The sequence below is a fragment of the Aquirufa nivalisilvae genome, from assembly GCF_003143535.1.
GTDB lineage: Bacteria > Bacteroidota > Bacteroidia > Cytophagales > Spirosomataceae > Aquirufa > Aquirufa nivalisilvae.
In genome coordinates this window covers 3004546-3021163 of record NZ_CP029346.1, presented here as the reverse complement: position 1 = coordinate 3021163, position 16618 = coordinate 3004546, and the positions used below count along the sequence as shown (strand labels likewise).

The window sequence follows — 16618 nt, the reverse complement described above, 5'->3', positions numbered from 1 at the left end:
AATCATATTGACCCTTAGACTTTTACGTTAGTCAGGATGCGTAGATTCATTTTTAGGTTTAGCTTAATTCGAATCTCAATATAAGAGAAAAAATCATAGCTTAAACCTAAACAAGCCCAATAATGTGCTATTTATTATTGAAACCGTGCAAAATTTGATGTTATAGAATATTTACCACGACACGGCGATATCCAGTAAGGGCCGGAGTACCACTGTCTTTTCCCTCAATAACTACATGGTAGGACTCTCCAGACTTCGCGGTATCAGGTATTTTGACCATTGCTTTATTTCCTGAAATTTGGATGTCTGCTGCACCGCTTCCAGCTTCTTTGTAAGGCCAAGCCGTAAGTGTAACAGCATTTTTATCTGGGTCTACGGCTAATAAATTTAGGGTAATATTTTGGCCTGCTTTGGCATAGATCTTCATCCCTTCTCTCACGGTAATTTGAGGAGCATGATTCGCCTCTTTAAAGCTTTTTATGCACCAGTCGGCCCGAGCAGCGAAATCTTGTTGAAGGGCGATCAGCCAACGAGTTTGAGCATAATTAATATCCATTTTACCTAATTCTGGATTGAAATCAGCGGCGTCATCATTGTCTTCATATCGGTAAGGATTATCCTTTGCTTGAGCAAATCGACCACCCCAACCACCATAAGATGGGTTATTTAAATTGTTTAGGCCCACATCTACTAAATGTAAAAATGCAGGTGAATCTCCTTCGGAAATGAAATCATAAGGTACAAAGCTACCCCATTGAGCATTTTTTAATTTGTTGGGATCTCCGTGAATATGCTCATCATCTCCTGCTTGTTTTTGACCATCGCCATAAGCATAATACATTTTTAATAATGGACCGTGATTCAAGATGATGTTAGCCGACATATAAGGTCCTTCAAAATAGGGCTGTGCGACTTTGGGCATGATTCTTTTCCAAGGATAAGCAAAACTTCCAAACTGATGGGCGTTATAAAATACTCGGATTTTTGGCCAGTGCAGACCTATGTATTTTTTATAGGTTGCATCTTGGTCCATAACCGTATAGATGATGGCTTTTTTCGATATTTTTTCTTGAATGATGGGCCAATCTTTTTGTTTGGAATAAGCTTCTTCGATGGATTTTAATGCACGAGCGATGGTGTTTGTACCTCCCCATGCTTGTAAAAAAATAGGTTGGGGATCGTTGTCTAATAATTTAGCTTTTATCCATTCGGAACCTGGGGTGATTTGATCCATTTCTCCTTCAAAATCAATATTTCCAACTTTCACTAAACTGTTTAAATAGGCTGGACTTGGATAGGTTTTTGAATTCTGACTTAGTTTCGGATAAACTTCTCCATAAGCTTTCAGTAAATCTTGAATCCAGTTGACACCCGGCCAGCGAAGGTCAGTTTTAGCTCCATACATTTTCTTGGTCATGTCCATTTCTGAAGTAAACAAAGTACCTTTTCCATCACCTTTATAGTGCCACATGGAGCTGGAGTAAATTAAGCCTTCTAAGTGAAATTCATTCGAGTACAATAGCATACGGATGAAAGTGTCCACATCATCAATTTCTCCATCAGTTGTGACAATGGTTCTAGGTAAATTCTCTTTAGCAAAAATGGGCGAGAATATCGCGAAGGATAGAATTAATAAGAAGATTTTTCTCATGGTTAGATAGAAATTAAAACAGGGCTAAAGAAGGTTTTGTACTTATTCAGGCCTCGCAATATAGGATTAAATAAGAAATATTACATGCAAACATAATTAGCATTGTCCATTTAATCAATGTTTAGATTCAAGGTAGTGCATTTTTAATAAGTCTGCACCAAAGTCATTCCCTTTCTCACGTAAAATGGCGTGTATGTGGTTCCCATCATTTTGGAATCCAACATTGTCATATTCAATTAAGAAGTCTGGCCCGTTGATGATGTAATAATGCGACTTATTATTTTCTAAACTGCCTACCCAAGCAAAATGGATTTTATCCATTCCTGTCGCGGCAATTTTGTCCATCATTTGATGTGATTTTTCATGTTCAAAATTATGGACGTACTCTTGTATCAACATTTTTAACACGGCTTTTTGGGCATCCGTGAATTCTTTAACTGCGATGCCATAATAGGAGTCTATGCGTTGTTGACTATTGGGATTGGTAATGATGTCTTTAGGGACAGCTTGTTGTAAGATGGCCTTCGATTTTTGTCCCTCGGAGAGCATATTAATCAACATAAAACCGTAATCTTCTTCTTTGCTTAACACACGTAAACCCGCATATTTGGATGATTTTACTTCGGAAGGATCTGTGCCGATGAAATAGGGCGACATGCTTATTTTTTTACCATCAGAAGTCAGGCTGAGGGCCATGTGGTGACCACCGAAATTCATTCCCCATGGTGCATCACCAGGTGTACCAAAAATGGAAATGTAATAATTACCATGTGCCCAATTTAATTTTTGCATTTGGGTTAAGAACTCTTTTTTGATTTCACCCTTATCGTATGCTTCTTGATATAAGGTGTTCAAAATGTCGTCCAGCTGCATGATGCTGGTGGTTTTTAAATAGCCTTGAGAACTTAATAAGGCACTTAATACACGGTGAAAAGCTAGTCTGCTTTTGTCGGAAAGCGAGCCATATTGAATGCCTGGTCTTGGAACCATACCCACAGGTAAATTGGTCCATTTTTTTCTTAAACTATCTTGAAATGAATAGTTTACTTTTTTGAGTTCATCCTGATTTAGGGTGGCTAAAAAGGCATTGGCGGCCTGATGAATGCGCGTGCTATTTTGTGAAAATAGGCTCAATGGTAAAATTAGAGCAATTAAGAGGTAGATTGATCTTGTTTTCATGGTAAGGAATTTTGTTAAAAGTATTCATTTTTAATGAACATACTAATGATTTGATCTTCATTTTAGCTTTCAATTTTATTCTATATTTGATATCCACTTATTTCAATAAACAAAATATGCTGACAGAAGATTTGTTAAAATTATTTTCACGAGATCTAAATCGCTTAAAAAGTGAAATCTCTCAATATCAAAATGAAGCTAATTTATGGAAAGTAGATGGGGCTATTTCCAACTCAGCAGGCAATTTATGCTTGCATTTGATAGGAAATTTACAAACGTATTTTGGTTCTGTTTATGGGAACACAGGCTATGTGAGAGATAGAGAAAAGGAGTTTTCGGATAAGGCCGTTCCTAGGGAGCAATTACTTGATATGATAGAACAAACAGAGCAAATGTTGAAACAAGTGTTTCCAAGGATTACGCAAGAGCAATTGGAGGATGATTACCCGATGGAAGTTTTTGATCATTCCATGAAATCAGCCTATTTTTTTGTTCACTTGGCCGTTCATTTGGGCTATCACTTGGGTCAAATAAATTATCATCGCCGATTATTAGATACATAATGAGTCAAATTCGTATTTCAAATTTTGAGTCAGCCTATCGAGATGCCATTCGAAAGTTAAACTACGAGTGGTTGGAAAAGTATTTTAAGCTGGAAGAGATAGATCGGGAGGTTTTATCCAAACCAGAGGAAGTGATTTTAGCTCCTGGAGGACAAATATTTTATGCTTGGTATGAAGATCAAATTGTAGGAACGGTTTCTTTAATGAAGTTGGAAGAAAGCGTTTTTGAGTTAACCAAAATGGCGGTATCGGAAAAATTTCAAGGCTTAGGTATTGGCAAATTATTGATGGAATACACCTTAGAATTTGCTAAAAATGCAGGGATTAGGCAGATTATTATTTATTCCAATCGACGATTGGAAAGGGCAGTGGATATGTACCATAAATTTGGTTTTGTGGAAATGGATTTAGGGCCTGTTATTTACCAAAGAGCTGATATCAAAATGTGTTTGAATATGAGCTAATGAGGAATTTTCTCCAAAGCTATTCGTAAACTTATTAGAGTCAACACCAGGGTGATGGGAGTGAAAATGAAGCGTTCCATGGGGTTCAGTGCCTGCGAATTTCCTAAAGTGTTCAAGAAAAATAGGAGAGGAATAAGCCAAACCACATAGTCTGCCACTTTCGCAATTTTGAAGAAAATCCAACGTGCTTTTATGGCAATGATTAGCGCCATGAAGACCAAGATGATGAAGGAAATGGATTCCATTTTGATTAGCTCATCTTGATTTTGCACACGGCCACCCCATACTACATCTGGAGCTATGATGCCAGCCATGACCAATAAATGAAACAGAATGGCTAAAAAAATGAATCCCAAAAAGATTTGAACAGAAAGCTTAAATGAGATCCATTTTTTCATCAGTATAACATCATTTGATTTTTTGTGCTTTTACTCCTTCAAAACTAAGTTTTACGGGTAAAATATCCCCTTTTTCATCAAAATACATGGGTTCTATACAAGTCACCCGATGATTTCTATCTGTTTCATCCAAGGGTCTTCGGTGGTAAACGATATACCATTGATCTGTATGAGGTACTTGAATGACAGAATGATGCCCAGCACCTGTTGCCACTTGTGGGTCTTGTTTTAAGATTTTTTCTTTTCTTTCAAATGGCCCAAAAGGACTATCCGCAACGGCATAGGCCACTGAATAATTTGGACCAGTCCAGCCACCTTCACTCCACATGAAATAGTATTTATTATTTCGGATAAACATGATAGGGCCTTCTACATAACCACTCGGAGTGATTTCCTTAAACAGGTTACCATCTTCAAAAGGGATGATGGACTTAAAATCAGGACTTAAGCGCGCTATGTTGCAATGCTTCCATCCACCATAAATGATGTAGTATTGGCCATCTTTATCTTTAAATACAAATTGATCGATAGGCTGGGCACCATGTTGAAATTGACTGATCAATGGCTTACCAATTAAATCTTTAAATGGCCCTTGAGGCTTTTCTGCTACAGCTACCCCAATACCGCCAAGTTCTTGATTAATTTGTATGTCATTGGCTCCAAAAAACAGGTAGTATTTTTTGTCTTTTTGAACAATGGCAGGAGCCCACATGGCTTTTTTCGCCCATTTGATAGCTGATGTATCCACGATTTTAGCATGCTTTTTCCATGTTATGAGATCCTTAGAAGAAAAGGCATCGAAGTATACCTGCTTTTGATACACATCTGAGTAGGTAGGGTATATCCAATATTCCTTATTGAAAATGGTGGCTTCGGGATCCGCATACCAACCAGGGAAGAGGGGATTTCCTGAAGTTTTTTGTTGGGCTTGAACCGAATGAAAGAGAATTAAAAAAATCGAATAGTATATTAATTTCATAGAGTTTTTAATAACTTGTCTGGGCAAAGTTAAAATACTCTTTTAATTTACCTAAACTTATCATTCTACTATGTCAAACAACAAAACCTCATTTAGCTTAACAGAAGACTGGACCGTCGTGGTCTTTGGATTTTTAATTATCGCCCTAACCCTTTTCGGAATAAAAATACCAAGTCCCGTTTTTGCTTGGGAAAACTCAGCAGAACTATTGGAAAAAGTAGTAAACGCAGATAATTTATTGAATGTAGGAAAATTGTTTTTGTGGGTTTATGCCATTGCTATTTTAGCTACCAATGCCTTGGGAAAAGACGTATCAGCCACGATCAAAGGTTTTCCCATCGTCTTTATTTTAACGACTTTGGCACTTATATTAGCAGGTAATTCTTTTCTCAAAAATTGGAATTTAGAAGCGGTTATTTTCAGCTTAACTATTGGTTTAATTATCAGTAATTTTTCTTCTATTCCTGACTGGTTAAGAGATTCATTATCAACGGAATTATTTGTTAAAATAGGATTAGTTTTATTAGGTACCAGCATCATTTTTGGAGATATTTTAAAGGCAGGATCTTTGGGATTGATTCAAGCACTTTTGGTGGTAGTTTCTGTTTGGTATTTTGCATTTTGGGTCTCTAAAAAATTAGGGATTGACGAAGAAATGGCCATCATGATATCCAGTGCCGTTTCTATTTGTGGTGTTTCTGCAGCCATAGCTACAGCAGGCGCTATCAAAGGAGATTCCAAGAAACTTTCTTATGTGATTTCCATCGTCCTAATTACTGCCATACCCATGATTATTTTTATGCCGATCATCGCTAAAGCCCTAGGTTTATCTGAAGCAGTAACGGGTGCATGGTTAGGAGGTACTATTGATACGACAGGTGCAGTTATTGCTTCTGGTTCATTAATAGGTGAGGAGGCATTGAAAATAAGTACGATTGTCAAATTTTCACAAAACGTTTTGTTAGGTTTAGCGGCATTTGGGATTTCTATCTATTGGACTTATACTAATAATCAGTCGGAAGTAGCCAAAGAATCCAAGCCAACTTTAGGAATCATTTGGGAGCGTTTTCCCAAATTTGTCATCGGTTTTGTAGCGGCATCTTTGTTGTTTTCATTCGTCATTTCTGGTGAAGTTATATCCGAAGTAAAAGGCGGTTTAAAATCTCTTCAAGGCTTGTGGTTTGCACTAGCATTTACCAGTATTGGCTTAGAGACTAAGTTTGCAGATTTATTTAGTAGCGAAGGGAAAAAACCTTTGTATGCCTTTCTTATTGCACAAGGATTTAATGTGTTTGTAACCTTGGGTATTGCATATTTCTTATTTAAATAGACGATTAAGCTCAAGACTTATTGGGCTTATTTTTCTAGGAAATCATAGCCTATGAAAACTCTTTTTTGCGGATTCTTTTTCATGGCAATTGGTTGGACTTCTTTTGGACAACAAGGAAAATCGACGGAATTATTCCAACGAATTGCCCATCTAGATAGTGCCATGTTTCAAGCTTATAATCAGCGAGATATGTCCACATTTAAACAATACTTTACATCGGATTTGGAGTGGTTTCAGGATAATGGAGGTTTGCTTCATTATGAAACAGTGATCGCTAATTTTCAAAATATATTTAATCGGGATTATGTATTAACTCGAAAATTAGTTCCGGGCACCTTAGAGGTTCATCCCATTAAAGATTATGGGGCGATACATATTGGCCGGCATACCTTTTCACATATAGAAAATGGGAAATTAGAAGTGGGAGAATTTAAGTTTTTGATGATTTGGAAAAATGATCAGGGAAATTGGAAAATATCTAGAGTGGTAAGTTATGATCACTAAACTTTGATGGAAGAAAAAGCACATTATTCTTTATGGCAAATGAGTACCTATTTCCTCCATTTAGGAACAACAGGTTTCGGTGGCCCTGTGGCTTTGGTGGAGTATATGAGACGGGACTTAGTTGAAAGTAGGCATTGGATTTCCGAAGAAGAATTTAAACAAGGTCTAGCCTTGGCTCAATTGGCACCAGGACCTCTTGCTGCACAGCTAGCTATTTATTTAGGTTTTGTACATTATCGGTATTGGGGGGCAACATTAGCGGGTATCGCCTTTGTCATTCCTTCTTTTATCATGGTGGTTTTATTAGGAATGGCCTATCAAGCTTTTGGTGGTTTATCTTGGATGCAAGCCATTTTTTATGGTGTAGGTGCTGCGGTCATTGGGATTATTTTTTTGAGCAGTTATAAATTAACGACCAAAACCATTGGATCTATTGATCGGACTTCATTGCGGAAAAATACATGGTTATGGTTATTCTTTTTGGTAGGGGCATTGATCACCTATATCACCCAAAAGGAAGATATACTTCTATTTATAGGCATTGGGATTTTCTATATGTTGTTAAAAGCCCCTCCTAAAGGCTTGAATAAACAGTCCAATTCCTTTTTATTGGTTTCGTTGTTTTCATTTGAATATGATGCTCATGTACTTTGGAAAATGGCTCTGTTTTTTTTCAAAGCTGGGGCCTTTGTCTTTGGCAGTGGTTTAGCCATTGTTCCCTTTTTACAAAGTGGAGTAGTTCAAGAAAATCATTGGTTAACTGAGCAACAGTTTTTGGATGCCGTAGCAGTGGCCATGATTACCCCCGGTCCAATCGTCGTAACGGTAGGATTTATAGGTTATTTGGTGGCTGGTTTCCCAGGCGCAGTTGTCGCTGCATTAGCTACATTTTTACCTTGTTATTTATTTACCATTTTGCCGGCCCATCATTTCAAGAAAATAGCCAATAATGGATCCATTAAGGCATTTGTAGATGGAATTACCGCTGCGGTCGTAGGAGCATTGTTTGGAGCCGTCTTAGTAATTGCGCAAAGAACCTTATCAGATCTACTAAGCCTAGTTATAGCAGTGTGTTCATTAATCGCTTTGGTGTATATTAAAAAGTTGAAAGAACCCTATTTATTGTTGTTGGCGGCTATGGTAGGTATTTGTATCAAATTAGTCTTTTAATTATTTCTGATTTGCTCTTTTACATGATTATTGATTGACGATCAAGCGAATCCAACAGGTTAAATTTGAAGCACTTGGATAGCATTTTTCTTTCATTTGAGAGAGAAAGAATATACCAAAGTATATCATTGGAAATATTTAATGCTATATTTCAAAAACAAAAGAGTCTATTGGATGGCTCATTTGAAACCACCAGCTTGGAATCTCATGGATAGATCAGAATTCATTCAATCAGCAGCTCTATGGACAGCAGGTTCAGTTAGCTCAATTAATGCCACCTCATTTAATCAAAATTTAGTCAGTAATGACATGGATAAATTGGTGGATGCACAAGGGAATTATGTCCTTCAAAGCCTCCCTTATCAAGAAAGCTTTTTGGAACCCTACATGGATGCAGAGACGGTTCATTTGCACTATACTTTTCATCACGGAGGAGCAGTTAAAGGTGCCAACAAAGATATCCAAATGATTAAAAAAGCACTGGATGAGAATAATTTGGAAACTGTAGACTATTGGACAAAAAAATTAACGCTGCACTTTTCATCTCACATTTTGCATTCTATTTTTTGGACCAATTTGACTAATAAAAAGCTAAGCCCTACGGGTGATTTATTGGCCAGAATAGAGAAATCATTTGGAAGCCTAGATCGGATGTTAGCTCTTTTAGCTGAAACATCAAAAAATTTAGATGGAAATGGCTGGGGAATTTTAGCCTATCAACCATATTCAAATTCGCTGGTTGTATTGCAATGTGAAAATCATGAAAAATTAACTCAATGGGGCTGTATTCCTTTATTGGTGATTGATGTTTGGGAGCACGCTTATTATTTGAAGTATAAAAACAAACGGGCAGATTTTGTTGATACCATGTTTCAAATCATCGATTGGGATAATGTAGCCCAGCGCTTAAGCAGTGCGTTGAAATTAACAAGATAGCTTGTTGAATTCTGACAGCAGTAAATATGGATGAATAACAATTACGGTACAGATGTAAATCGATTAAATTAATTAAATATTCAATGAAAAATTTAGCCAAGCCATTCCCATTCTTAATTGCACTTATCTTTTTTTTGGTTTCAGGAAGAGAGCTAAGTTATGCCCTTGTTAAACCTGCAGCCAAGTCTAAAATCATCCGAACGCTGATTGTTGATGGACAAAATAACCATGATCAATGGCCGAAAATCACCTTTATGATGAAGGATTTATTGGAGCAATCGGGAAAATTTAAGGTAGATGTTCAGAGATCTAATTTTACTTGGAATGCAGCGGATTTGATTCCCAAATACATGTTGCCAGGTCTAGAAAATACGGTGGCATTGCCCAAGCCCAAAGCCGATTCTAGTTTTCACCCTAAATTCTCAGATTATGACCTAGTGATCTGCAATTTTGGTTGGAATGCAGCACCTTGGCCAGTAGAAACCCAAGTAGATTTTGAGAAATTCATGAAAAAAGGCGGTGGTTTAGTGGTTATTCATGCTGCTGATAACTCTTTTCCTCAATGGCCCGCCTACAATGAAATGATTGGTCTAGGAGGCTGGGGCGATCGTACGGAAAAAGATGGACCTTATGTATATTATGATTTGGAGGGGAAATTGGTCAAAGATACTCAAGCTGGGAGAGCTGGTTCTCATGGACCGCAAAAGGAATATCAAATAACGATTCGTAACGCAAATCACCCAATCACCAAAGGGATGCCTTTGACTTGGATGCACACTCAAGATGAAATGTATGATCGCCTACGAGGACCAGCAGTCAATATGGAAATTTTAGGTACCGCTTTTTCTGCGAAAGAAAATAGAGGGACTGGTCGACATGAGCCGATGTTGATTGTCACCCAATTTGGTAAAGGAAGAGTCTTTCATACACCCATGGGTCATGCTGATTATTCGGTTTCCTGTGTAGGTTTTATGACCACTTTATTAAGAGGAGCACAGTGGGCAGCTACGGGCAAAGTAGATATTCCCATTCCTGCAGATTTCCCGAAAGCAGATGTTTCATCTAAACGAGATTACACGAAATAGTCATAGGATGAAACGAATTCTATCTCTTTGTTTATGTTTCTCTTTAGGGGCGAATTTCGCTTTTTCTCAAGAAAGAATAGCCTTGTATTCGGGCAAAGCACCCGGTTCGGAGTCTTGGGATTGGAAAGAGACTGAAAGCAGCACCAATGGGTTTAATACTCGATTGGTATATAATGTAGTGGAGCCAAGTATTACAGCCTATTTTCCGGAGAAATCCAAAGCAAATGGGACATCGGTCATAGTAGCACCAGGTGGCGCTTTTCATATTTTATCGATCGACAGTGAAGGTATTGAAGTGGCCAAATGGCTGAATCAACGAGGGATTACGGCTTTTGTGTTAAAATACCGAGTGGTTCATATCCTTTCCAATGATCCCGTGAAAGAATTGAGTACTAAGATGCAGGATTTTAACAAATTGGATGAAATCAATGCACCGGTAATAAAACTAGCCACCCAAGATGGATTAAAGGCCATGGAATATGTACGAAATCATGCTTCTGATTGGGGATTGAATCCTCAAAAGATTGGATTTATGGGTTTTTCTGCCGGAGGAACATTAACCATGTCGGTCTTACAAACAGCTAGCGATGCTAATCGTCCTAATTTTGTAGCTCCTATTTATCTCTATAAAAAAGCCGTTTTAGGTTCCCAAATCCCTAGTAATCGGATCCCTATTTTTATAGCTGCAGCCAGTGATGATAATCTAGGATTAGCAACGCATTCTGTAGACTTGTATTTGGAATGGCTGAAAGCAAAACAACCCGCTGAATTACATATGTATGTTAAGGGCGGTCATGGTTTTGGTATGCGAAAAATGAATACGCCGTCGGATTATTGGACAATGGATTTCGAACATTGGTTACACTTTCACCAATATATTCCTTAGCCCTTTTTTAGAGAAGATTTTCGAATGATGAGTTGACCCTGAACCAGCACATCTTTTTGCTGTCTTGCCTCTTTGTTTGCTATAACATCAAACAGTAAAGCTGCGGCGACTTCTCCCACTTTTTGTGGAAATAAATGAAAAACAGTCAAGGCGGGTTCTACAATCTCAGCTAGGTATTCATCCCCGAAGCCTACAATCCCTAATTTTTGAGGAATTTCAATGCCAAGCTCTTTGGCATATTGAATGATTTCTACGGCATTCAAATAATGTATGGCAAAAATGGCGTCAGGTGGCTCAGGTAATTGTTGCCATGCATCTAAACTAGCCAGAGCAAATTCTTTACTGAAATCGCCATGTAAGATGTATTCAGTTTGAATGGCTAATCCATGTTTTTCCAAAGCATGAATATATCCTTCTTTCCTTTTTTGACTAATCAATAATTCAGGAGGTCCAGCTAAAATGGCAATACGTTGATAACCTTGTTGAATCAAATGTTCCACCAATTGAAATGCCCCTTCAAAATCCTCTTGCCTAATTTTGGGAGTATCTACTTCGGTACAAATCCGATCAAAATGTACCATAGGTAATCCTTTATCAAATAGATTTTTAATTTGGTTAAAACGAGTAGTTTCTTTCGAATGAGAGATTAAAAGACCATCGACATGGCTAGCCAAAAGTCCTTGGATATTGGTCACTTCTGTTTCATAAGATTCATTGGATTGACAAATCATCACTCGATAGCCATGCTCATTGGCAATTTCTTGAATTCCAGATAAAACACCTGCAAAAAAGGGTCTTTTAATATTGGGAATAACTACTCCAATCGTTTTAGTTTCCCCTCGTTGAAAACCTTTGGCAAACAAATTGGGATTGTAATCTAACTCCAATGCTAATTTTTGGATAGCATCTCGGGTTTTTGGACTAATATCCGACTTATTGTTTAAGGCACGCGAAACAGTGGCAATGGAAACACCCATGATATTGGCAATGTCCTTAATCGTGGTATGAATTTGTTTTTGCGGAATGGACTTTTCTGAATGTTCTTGAGTAAAATGGAAATCACAAGTTTTGCAGTGGTAGCGAACCTTTCCACGTATCATTCCTGCCCGAATGACAAAGGTATTGGTGGAGCATTTAGGACAGATTTCCAATTTTTTAATTTATGTTTAAAATTAGGTATAATATTTCAAAGAATTTCTTCACCTATCGGTAACGTTTACGATGACTAAATTTGATCTAAAACCCCTATATTAAGCTCAAATTAGGACATTTTCCTGATAAAAGCATATTTTATGTTTGAAAAATATATTTATATGCCATCAGTATAATTTGACGATTATTGACTTTTTACAAGAAATAACCTCATTGAATCATGCTACATACCATGCGCTGGTTTGGGCCTCATGACCCAGTTTCATTAATGGATATTCGACAGGCCGGATGTTCGGGTGTGGTTACAGCTTTGCATCAAATTGCCGTAGGAGATGTTTGGTCAAAAGAAGCGATTCAAGAACGGATAGATCTCATTGAGCAAGGAAACCACCAATATACAGCCCTTCACTGGTCTGTAGTGGAGAGTTTGCCAGTACATGAAGCAATCAAAAAAGCCTTACCTGAGCGAGAGCAGTACCTGGAGAACTACCGTATTTCTTTGTCGAATTTGGCAGCTAAAGGGATAAAAACGGTTTGCTATAATTTCATGCCCGTGTTGGATTGGTCAAGAACAAAACTTGATTTTGAGATGCCTGATGGGGCTAAAGCTCTACGTTTTGTTTGGACAGATTTTGCCATTTTTGATTTATTTATTCTGAAAAGACCGAAGGCCGAATTGGACTATTCAAAAGCGGTGCAAGAAGCGGCAAAATTGAAATTTGAAGGCATGACGATTCCCGAAAAGGAAGAATTACAAAATACAGTATTATTAGGTTTACCGGGATCAGAAGAGGCATTTCATTTAGAAAACTTTCAAAGCTTACTAGACCAATATCAAGAGATTGGGCCAGATAAATTAAGGGAAAACTTGCATTATTTTATACAACAAGTGGCACCTTTAGCCCAAGAATTGGAGATTAATTTGTGTATTCATCCTGATGACCCCCCTTTCCCATTACTAGGTTTACCTAGGGTTGTAAGTACGGAAAGCGACTTAGCTAGCTTAATGGAAGCTTCTCCTGTTCGTGCAAATGGCATCACATTTTGTACTGGTTCTTTAGGAGTTAGACCCGACAATAATTTACCTTCTATGATCCGAAGGTTTGCCGATCGAATACATTTTATACATCTTAGAACCACTAAAAGAGAACAAGATGAGCCTTTAGTTTTTCATGAAGCCCCACATTTGGCTGGAGATGTACCTATGTTTGAAGTCATTCAAGCTATTCATGAAGAGGAAGTAAAACGAGGAGGAGAGCAAATTCCCATGCGACCTGACCATGGGCATCAAATGTTAGATGATTTACACAAAAAAACCTATCCTGGATATTCGGCCATTGGTCGTTTGAGAGGTTTAGCAGAAATACGAGGAATGGAATTGGCCATTTCTAGAATGAATTAAAGAATTATTAAAAGATGGAGAACAAATTTTCATTGGCGGGCAAAGTAGCCTTAATCACGGGCGGAGGAACGGGTATCGGATTTGATATGGCAAAATGTATGTTGGCCAGTGGAGCCAATGTTATCATAACAGGTAGAAGAGAAGCGGTACTTCAAGAGGCGATCAATAGCTTAGGAGCTGGAGCCTTTTATTTTGTACATGACATGGCGGATGTCAGCGCCACGCCAAGTTTGGTGGCCGATATCATTCAATCACATGGTAAAATTGATATTCTGGTGAACAATGCCGGAATCAATATGAAACGTCCAGCAATTGAAGTTTCCAACGATGATTTTGCGCAAATTATTCAAGTTAATTTGAATGCCGTTTTTGTGTTAAGTCGAGAAGTAGGCAAGCATATGTTGGAAAGAAAATCAGGATCTATCATCATGATTTCATCCATGGCGGCATATTATGGAATAGATCGAGTGGCAGCTTATGCTTCATCGAAATCAGGTTTGTACGGTTTAGTTAGGGTATTAGCTTCTGAATGGTCGGCCCATGGGGTACGAGTAAATGCCATTGCTCCAGGGTTTATAGAAACAGCCATGAGTAAGACAGCCATGAATTCAGATCCAGATCGTAAACATAAGGCTATGGATAGGACGCCAATGGGCTATTTTGGTAAACCAGAAGATGTAGCATGGACGGCAGTATTTTTAGCCTCAGATGCTGCTGGATATATTACAGGTGTTTCAATTCCCGTCGATGGGGGTAATTCAATCGGATTCTAATGAAAGAAAAAGTAGGAAATTTTCGCTGGGTAGTGGTGGCCTTATTGTTTTTTGCCACCACCATTAATTACTTGGATCGTCAAGTGATAGGATTACTAAAGCCCACTTTAGAAAAGGAGCTAAATTGGACAGAAACGGATTATAGTTTCATTGTCATGTGTTTTACGGCTTCTTATGCCATCGGCTTACTATTTTTTGGTAAGATCATTGACCAAATTGGCTCTAAATTGGGCTATACCATTTCTATTATTATTTGGTCTATTGCAGCCATGTTCCATGCATTGGCTAAAACCTCATTTGGTTTTGGTGCTGCCAGGTCGGTATTAGGATTGGGAGAGGCTGGTAATTTCCCAGCGGCTATTAAAGCCGTTGCCGAATGGTTTCCTAAAAAAGAAAGAGCCTTTGCTACAGGTATATTTAATTCTGGGGCTAATATTGGAGCGATGGTGGCTCCCATTATGGTTCCTTGGTTATTAGGAGCTTATGGTTGGCAAGAAGCATTTTTAATTACGGGTGCCATTGGATTTATTTGGCTTATTTTTTGGTGGATATTTTATGAAATTCCTAGTAAAAAGAAAGGGATTAATCAGGCCGAATTAGATTACATTCAGGAAGATGACCATGAAGACAATACACCCATTGCTTGGAGTAAATTGTTCACCATTCCTCAAACTTGGGGGTTTATCGTTGGCAAATTTTTCACGGATCCTATTTGGTGGTTTTTCCTTTTTTGGTTGCCTTCCTATTTTTCATCAACTTTTTCTTTAGATCTCAAAAAACCGAGCATACATTTAGCTGTTTTGTTCACTTGTACTTCGATTGGAAGTATTGGAGGAGGTTATATTCCTGGTTGGTTAATGCGTAAAGGTTGGCCTGTTTATAAGGCTCGTAAAACAGCCATGTTGTTTTTTGCCTTATTAGCTTTACCCATCATTTCGGCGCGTTGGGCTACGGATATTTGGCAAGCTGTCATTTTAATTAGTATTGCTGCTTCTGCGCATCAGGCTTGGTCTGCCAATATTTTTACTTCGGTCTCAGATATGTTTCCTAAAAATGCCATCAGTTCTGTGGTAGGAATTGGTGGTTTGGCGGGTTCTTTGGGCGGGGTTATTTTTCCTTATTTTATCGGAGTCATTTTGGACACGTATAAGGCCAATGATAATTTGTCTGGAGGCTATAATTTGATTTTCTTGATTTGTGGATCGGCTTATTTATTAGCTTGGTTGCTCATTCATTTTATATCACCTAAAATGTCGCCAGTAGCTAAACCACCGAAGGAATAATTAGCCATTTAAGTCATTTTCAAGGGCATTTATGTCAATTTTACCCATGCTCATAAATACGTTCATGAATGTGGGATTATTGAAATTACGCATTAATTGCCCCATATTTTCAGGAATAATTTGCCATGAAACGCCGAATGGGTCTTTGATCCAACCACATTTACTAGGACTCCCTCCATCTCGAATGAAGCTATCCCAATAGAAATCTATTTCATCTTGATTCTGGCAAGTTATGACAAATGAAATAGCATCATTGAAGATGAATTGATGCATATATGAGCTTTCAAAAGCGATAAAGTGTTGATCATTTAATAGAAACTGAGCATGTTGAACATTCCCTTCTTTATCGCCACTTCCTTCTACATATCGATCTAGTAAATTGATCTGAGAATGAGGGATTAATCGGGTATAATATTGAATGGCTTGCTCCGCTTTACCATTGTTTTGCTGGGTAAATAGTAGTGCAGGAATGATTTTTTCAGGTAGTGTATGATGAATCATTAATTGCCAACTGATACCATTTTTATCTTCACACCAACCGTAGAGACTACTCCACGGATAGGTATTTAATTCCATTAAAACTTTCCCATCTTTTGATAAGTCGGCCCATTTCTTTTCTAAAGCTTCATTGGACTGAAAAATGAGAAAAAAAGAAATGGAAGGATTAAAAGTTACGTGATTGGCGCCACCTAAAAAGATAAAATCTCGGCCATTCAAACGAACAGAACTGACCATGGGATTTTCAGATTTTACTTCAAAATCTTCAAAAATCGATTGATAAAATTCCCTAGCTTCTTTGGCAGTTTGATTAAACCATAAGCAAGTCTGAATGGAGCTACGCATAAAATCCGTGTTTAATTTGA

At 37.9% G+C, this 16618-nt stretch carries 17 protein-coding genes; 11 read left to right on the top strand and 6 right to left on the bottom strand.

Annotated features, from left to right (window positions below):
• Positions 1-160: 160 nt before the first annotated feature.
• A complete protein-coding gene (locus tag HME7025_RS12910) occupies positions 161-1651 on the bottom strand; it encodes a nucleoside hydrolase-like domain-containing protein (protein ID WP_109324671.1) in 1491 nt (496 codons plus the stop codon).
• Positions 1652-1765: 114 nt separating this feature from the next.
• The gene (locus HME7025_RS12905; RefSeq protein WP_109324670.1) at positions 1766-2830 is read right to left on the bottom strand and encodes a DUF3500 domain-containing protein; all 1065 of its coding nucleotides are present in this window, start codon (positions 2828-2830) and stop codon (positions 1766-1768) included.
• Positions 2831-2946: 116 nt separating this feature from the next.
• On the opposite strand from HME7025_RS12905, the gene HME7025_RS12900 reads away from it, so the two are divergent.
• Complete coding sequence (locus tag HME7025_RS12900) at positions 2947-3393, top strand: DinB family protein (RefSeq protein WP_109325468.1); 447 nt, start codon at positions 2947-2949, stop codon at positions 3391-3393.
• Entirely contained in the window at positions 3393-3857 is a 465-nt protein-coding gene (locus HME7025_RS12895; RefSeq protein ID WP_109324669.1) for a GNAT family N-acetyltransferase, read from the top strand. Before HME7025_RS12900 ends, HME7025_RS12895 begins: the two co-directional genes overlap by 1 nt.
• Here HME7025_RS12895 and HME7025_RS12890 read toward each other — a convergent pair.
• Complete coding sequence (locus tag HME7025_RS12890; protein ID WP_154401979.1) at positions 3854-4255, bottom strand: hypothetical protein; 402 nt, start codon at positions 4253-4255, stop codon at positions 3854-3856. The two genes, HME7025_RS12895 and HME7025_RS12890, sit on opposite strands and share 4 nt — an antisense overlap.
• A 10-nt stretch (positions 4256-4265) precedes the next feature.
• Positions 4266-5234, bottom strand: a complete 969-nt coding sequence (locus HME7025_RS12885; protein WP_109324667.1) for a glycoside hydrolase family 43 protein — start codon at positions 5232-5234, stop codon at positions 4266-4268.
• A gap of 70 nt (positions 5235-5304) precedes the next feature.
• Here HME7025_RS12885 and HME7025_RS12880 point away from each other — a divergent pair, with 70 nt between their 5' ends.
• From HME7025_RS12880 to HME7025_RS12855, 6 genes are all read left to right on the top strand, one after another.
• Positions 5305-6564 carry a YeiH family protein gene (locus HME7025_RS12880; protein WP_109324666.1) on the top strand — a complete coding sequence of 420 codons (1260 nt, stop codon included), beginning with the start codon at positions 5305-5307 and terminating at the stop codon, positions 6562-6564.
• Between the two features lie 51 nt (positions 6565-6615).
• Positions 6616-7068 carry a nuclear transport factor 2 family protein gene (locus HME7025_RS12875; protein WP_109324665.1) on the top strand — a complete coding sequence of 151 codons (453 nt, stop codon included), beginning with the start codon at positions 6616-6618 and terminating at the stop codon, positions 7066-7068.
• A gap of 6 nt (positions 7069-7074) precedes the next feature.
• On the top strand, positions 7075-8238 hold the full coding sequence (locus HME7025_RS12870; protein ID WP_109324663.1) for a chromate transporter: 1164 nt from the start codon (positions 7075-7077) through the stop codon (positions 8236-8238).
• A gap of 207 nt (positions 8239-8445) precedes the next feature.
• Positions 8446-9174: a superoxide dismutase gene (locus HME7025_RS12865; protein WP_109325466.1), complete on the top strand. Its 729-nt coding sequence runs from the start codon at positions 8446-8448 to the stop codon at positions 9172-9174.
• A gap of 83 nt (positions 9175-9257) precedes the next feature.
• Positions 9258-10259, top strand: coding sequence for a ThuA domain-containing protein (locus HME7025_RS12860; RefSeq protein ID WP_109324662.1), 1002 nt, complete (start codon positions 9258-9260; stop codon positions 10257-10259).
• 7 nt (positions 10260-10266) lie between these two features.
• Positions 10267-11145, top strand: coding sequence for an alpha/beta hydrolase (locus tag HME7025_RS12855; protein WP_109324661.1), 879 nt, complete (start codon positions 10267-10269; stop codon positions 11143-11145).
• On the opposite strand, the gene HME7025_RS12850 is transcribed toward HME7025_RS12855, so the two are convergent.
• Positions 11142-12296, bottom strand: coding sequence for a substrate-binding domain-containing protein (locus HME7025_RS12850; RefSeq protein WP_109324660.1), 1155 nt, complete (start codon positions 12294-12296; stop codon positions 11142-11144). The genes HME7025_RS12855 and HME7025_RS12850 overlap by 4 nt on opposite strands.
• A gap of 221 nt (positions 12297-12517) precedes the next feature.
• On the opposite strand from HME7025_RS12850, the gene uxuA reads away from it, so the two are divergent.
• Genes uxuA through HME7025_RS12835 form a run of 3 tightly spaced genes read left to right on the top strand, consistent with a single transcriptional unit; the run spans position 12518 to position 15755 of the window.
• Positions 12518-13699 (top strand): mannonate dehydratase, encoded by a 1182-nt coding sequence (gene uxuA / locus HME7025_RS12845; RefSeq protein WP_109324659.1) that lies wholly within the window; start codon positions 12518-12520, stop codon positions 13697-13699.
• A gap of 14 nt (positions 13700-13713) precedes the next feature.
• Entirely contained in the window at positions 13714-14472 is a 759-nt protein-coding gene (locus tag HME7025_RS12840; protein WP_109324658.1) for an SDR family NAD(P)-dependent oxidoreductase, read from the top strand.
• Positions 14472-15755, top strand: a complete 1284-nt coding sequence (locus HME7025_RS12835) for an MFS transporter (protein ID WP_109324657.1) — start codon at positions 14472-14474, stop codon at positions 15753-15755. Before HME7025_RS12840 ends, HME7025_RS12835 begins: the two co-directional genes overlap by 1 nt.
• On the opposite strand, the gene HME7025_RS12830 is transcribed toward HME7025_RS12835, so the two are convergent.
• Positions 15756-16598, bottom strand: coding sequence for a VOC family protein (locus tag HME7025_RS12830; protein WP_109324656.1), 843 nt, complete (start codon positions 16596-16598; stop codon positions 15756-15758).
• Positions 16599-16618: the final 20 nt, after the last annotated feature.

Coding starts and splice junctions, on each gene's coding strand:
- HME7025_RS12910 (WP_109324671.1), bottom strand. CDS start 1,651: ATGAGAAAAATCTTCTTATTAATTCTATCCTTCGCGATATTCTCGCCC.
- HME7025_RS12905 (WP_109324670.1), bottom strand. CDS start 2,830: ATGAAAACAAGATCAATCTACCTCTTAATTGCTCTAATTTTACCATTG.
- HME7025_RS12900 (WP_109325468.1), top strand. CDS start 2,947: ATGCTGACAGAAGATTTGTTAAAATTATTTTCACGAGATCTAAATCGC.
- HME7025_RS12895 (WP_109324669.1), top strand. CDS start 3,393: ATGAGTCAAATTCGTATTTCAAATTTTGAGTCAGCCTATCGAGATGCC.
- HME7025_RS12890 (WP_154401979.1), bottom strand. CDS start 4,255: ATGAAAAAATGGATCTCATTTAAGCTTTCTGTTCAAATCTTTTTGGGA.
- HME7025_RS12885 (WP_109324667.1), bottom strand. CDS start 5,234: ATGAAATTAATATACTATTCGATTTTTTTAATTCTCTTTCATTCGGTT.
- HME7025_RS12880 (WP_109324666.1), top strand. CDS start 5,305: ATGTCAAACAACAAAACCTCATTTAGCTTAACAGAAGACTGGACCGTC.
- HME7025_RS12875 (WP_109324665.1), top strand. CDS start 6,616: ATGAAAACTCTTTTTTGCGGATTCTTTTTCATGGCAATTGGTTGGACT.
- HME7025_RS12870 (WP_109324663.1), top strand. CDS start 7,075: ATGGAAGAAAAAGCACATTATTCTTTATGGCAAATGAGTACCTATTTC.
- HME7025_RS12865 (WP_109325466.1), top strand. CDS start 8,446: ATGGATAGATCAGAATTCATTCAATCAGCAGCTCTATGGACAGCAGGT.
- HME7025_RS12860 (WP_109324662.1), top strand. CDS start 9,258: ATGAAAAATTTAGCCAAGCCATTCCCATTCTTAATTGCACTTATCTTT.
- HME7025_RS12855 (WP_109324661.1), top strand. CDS start 10,267: ATGAAACGAATTCTATCTCTTTGTTTATGTTTCTCTTTAGGGGCGAAT.
- uxuA (WP_109324659.1), top strand. CDS start 12,518: ATGCTACATACCATGCGCTGGTTTGGGCCTCATGACCCAGTTTCATTA.
- HME7025_RS12840 (WP_109324658.1), top strand. CDS start 13,714: ATGGAGAACAAATTTTCATTGGCGGGCAAAGTAGCCTTAATCACGGGC.
- HME7025_RS12835 (WP_109324657.1), top strand. CDS start 14,472: ATGAAAGAAAAAGTAGGAAATTTTCGCTGGGTAGTGGTGGCCTTATTG.
- HME7025_RS12830 (WP_109324656.1), bottom strand. CDS start 16,598: ATGCGTAGCTCCATTCAGACTTGCTTATGGTTTAATCAAACTGCCAAA.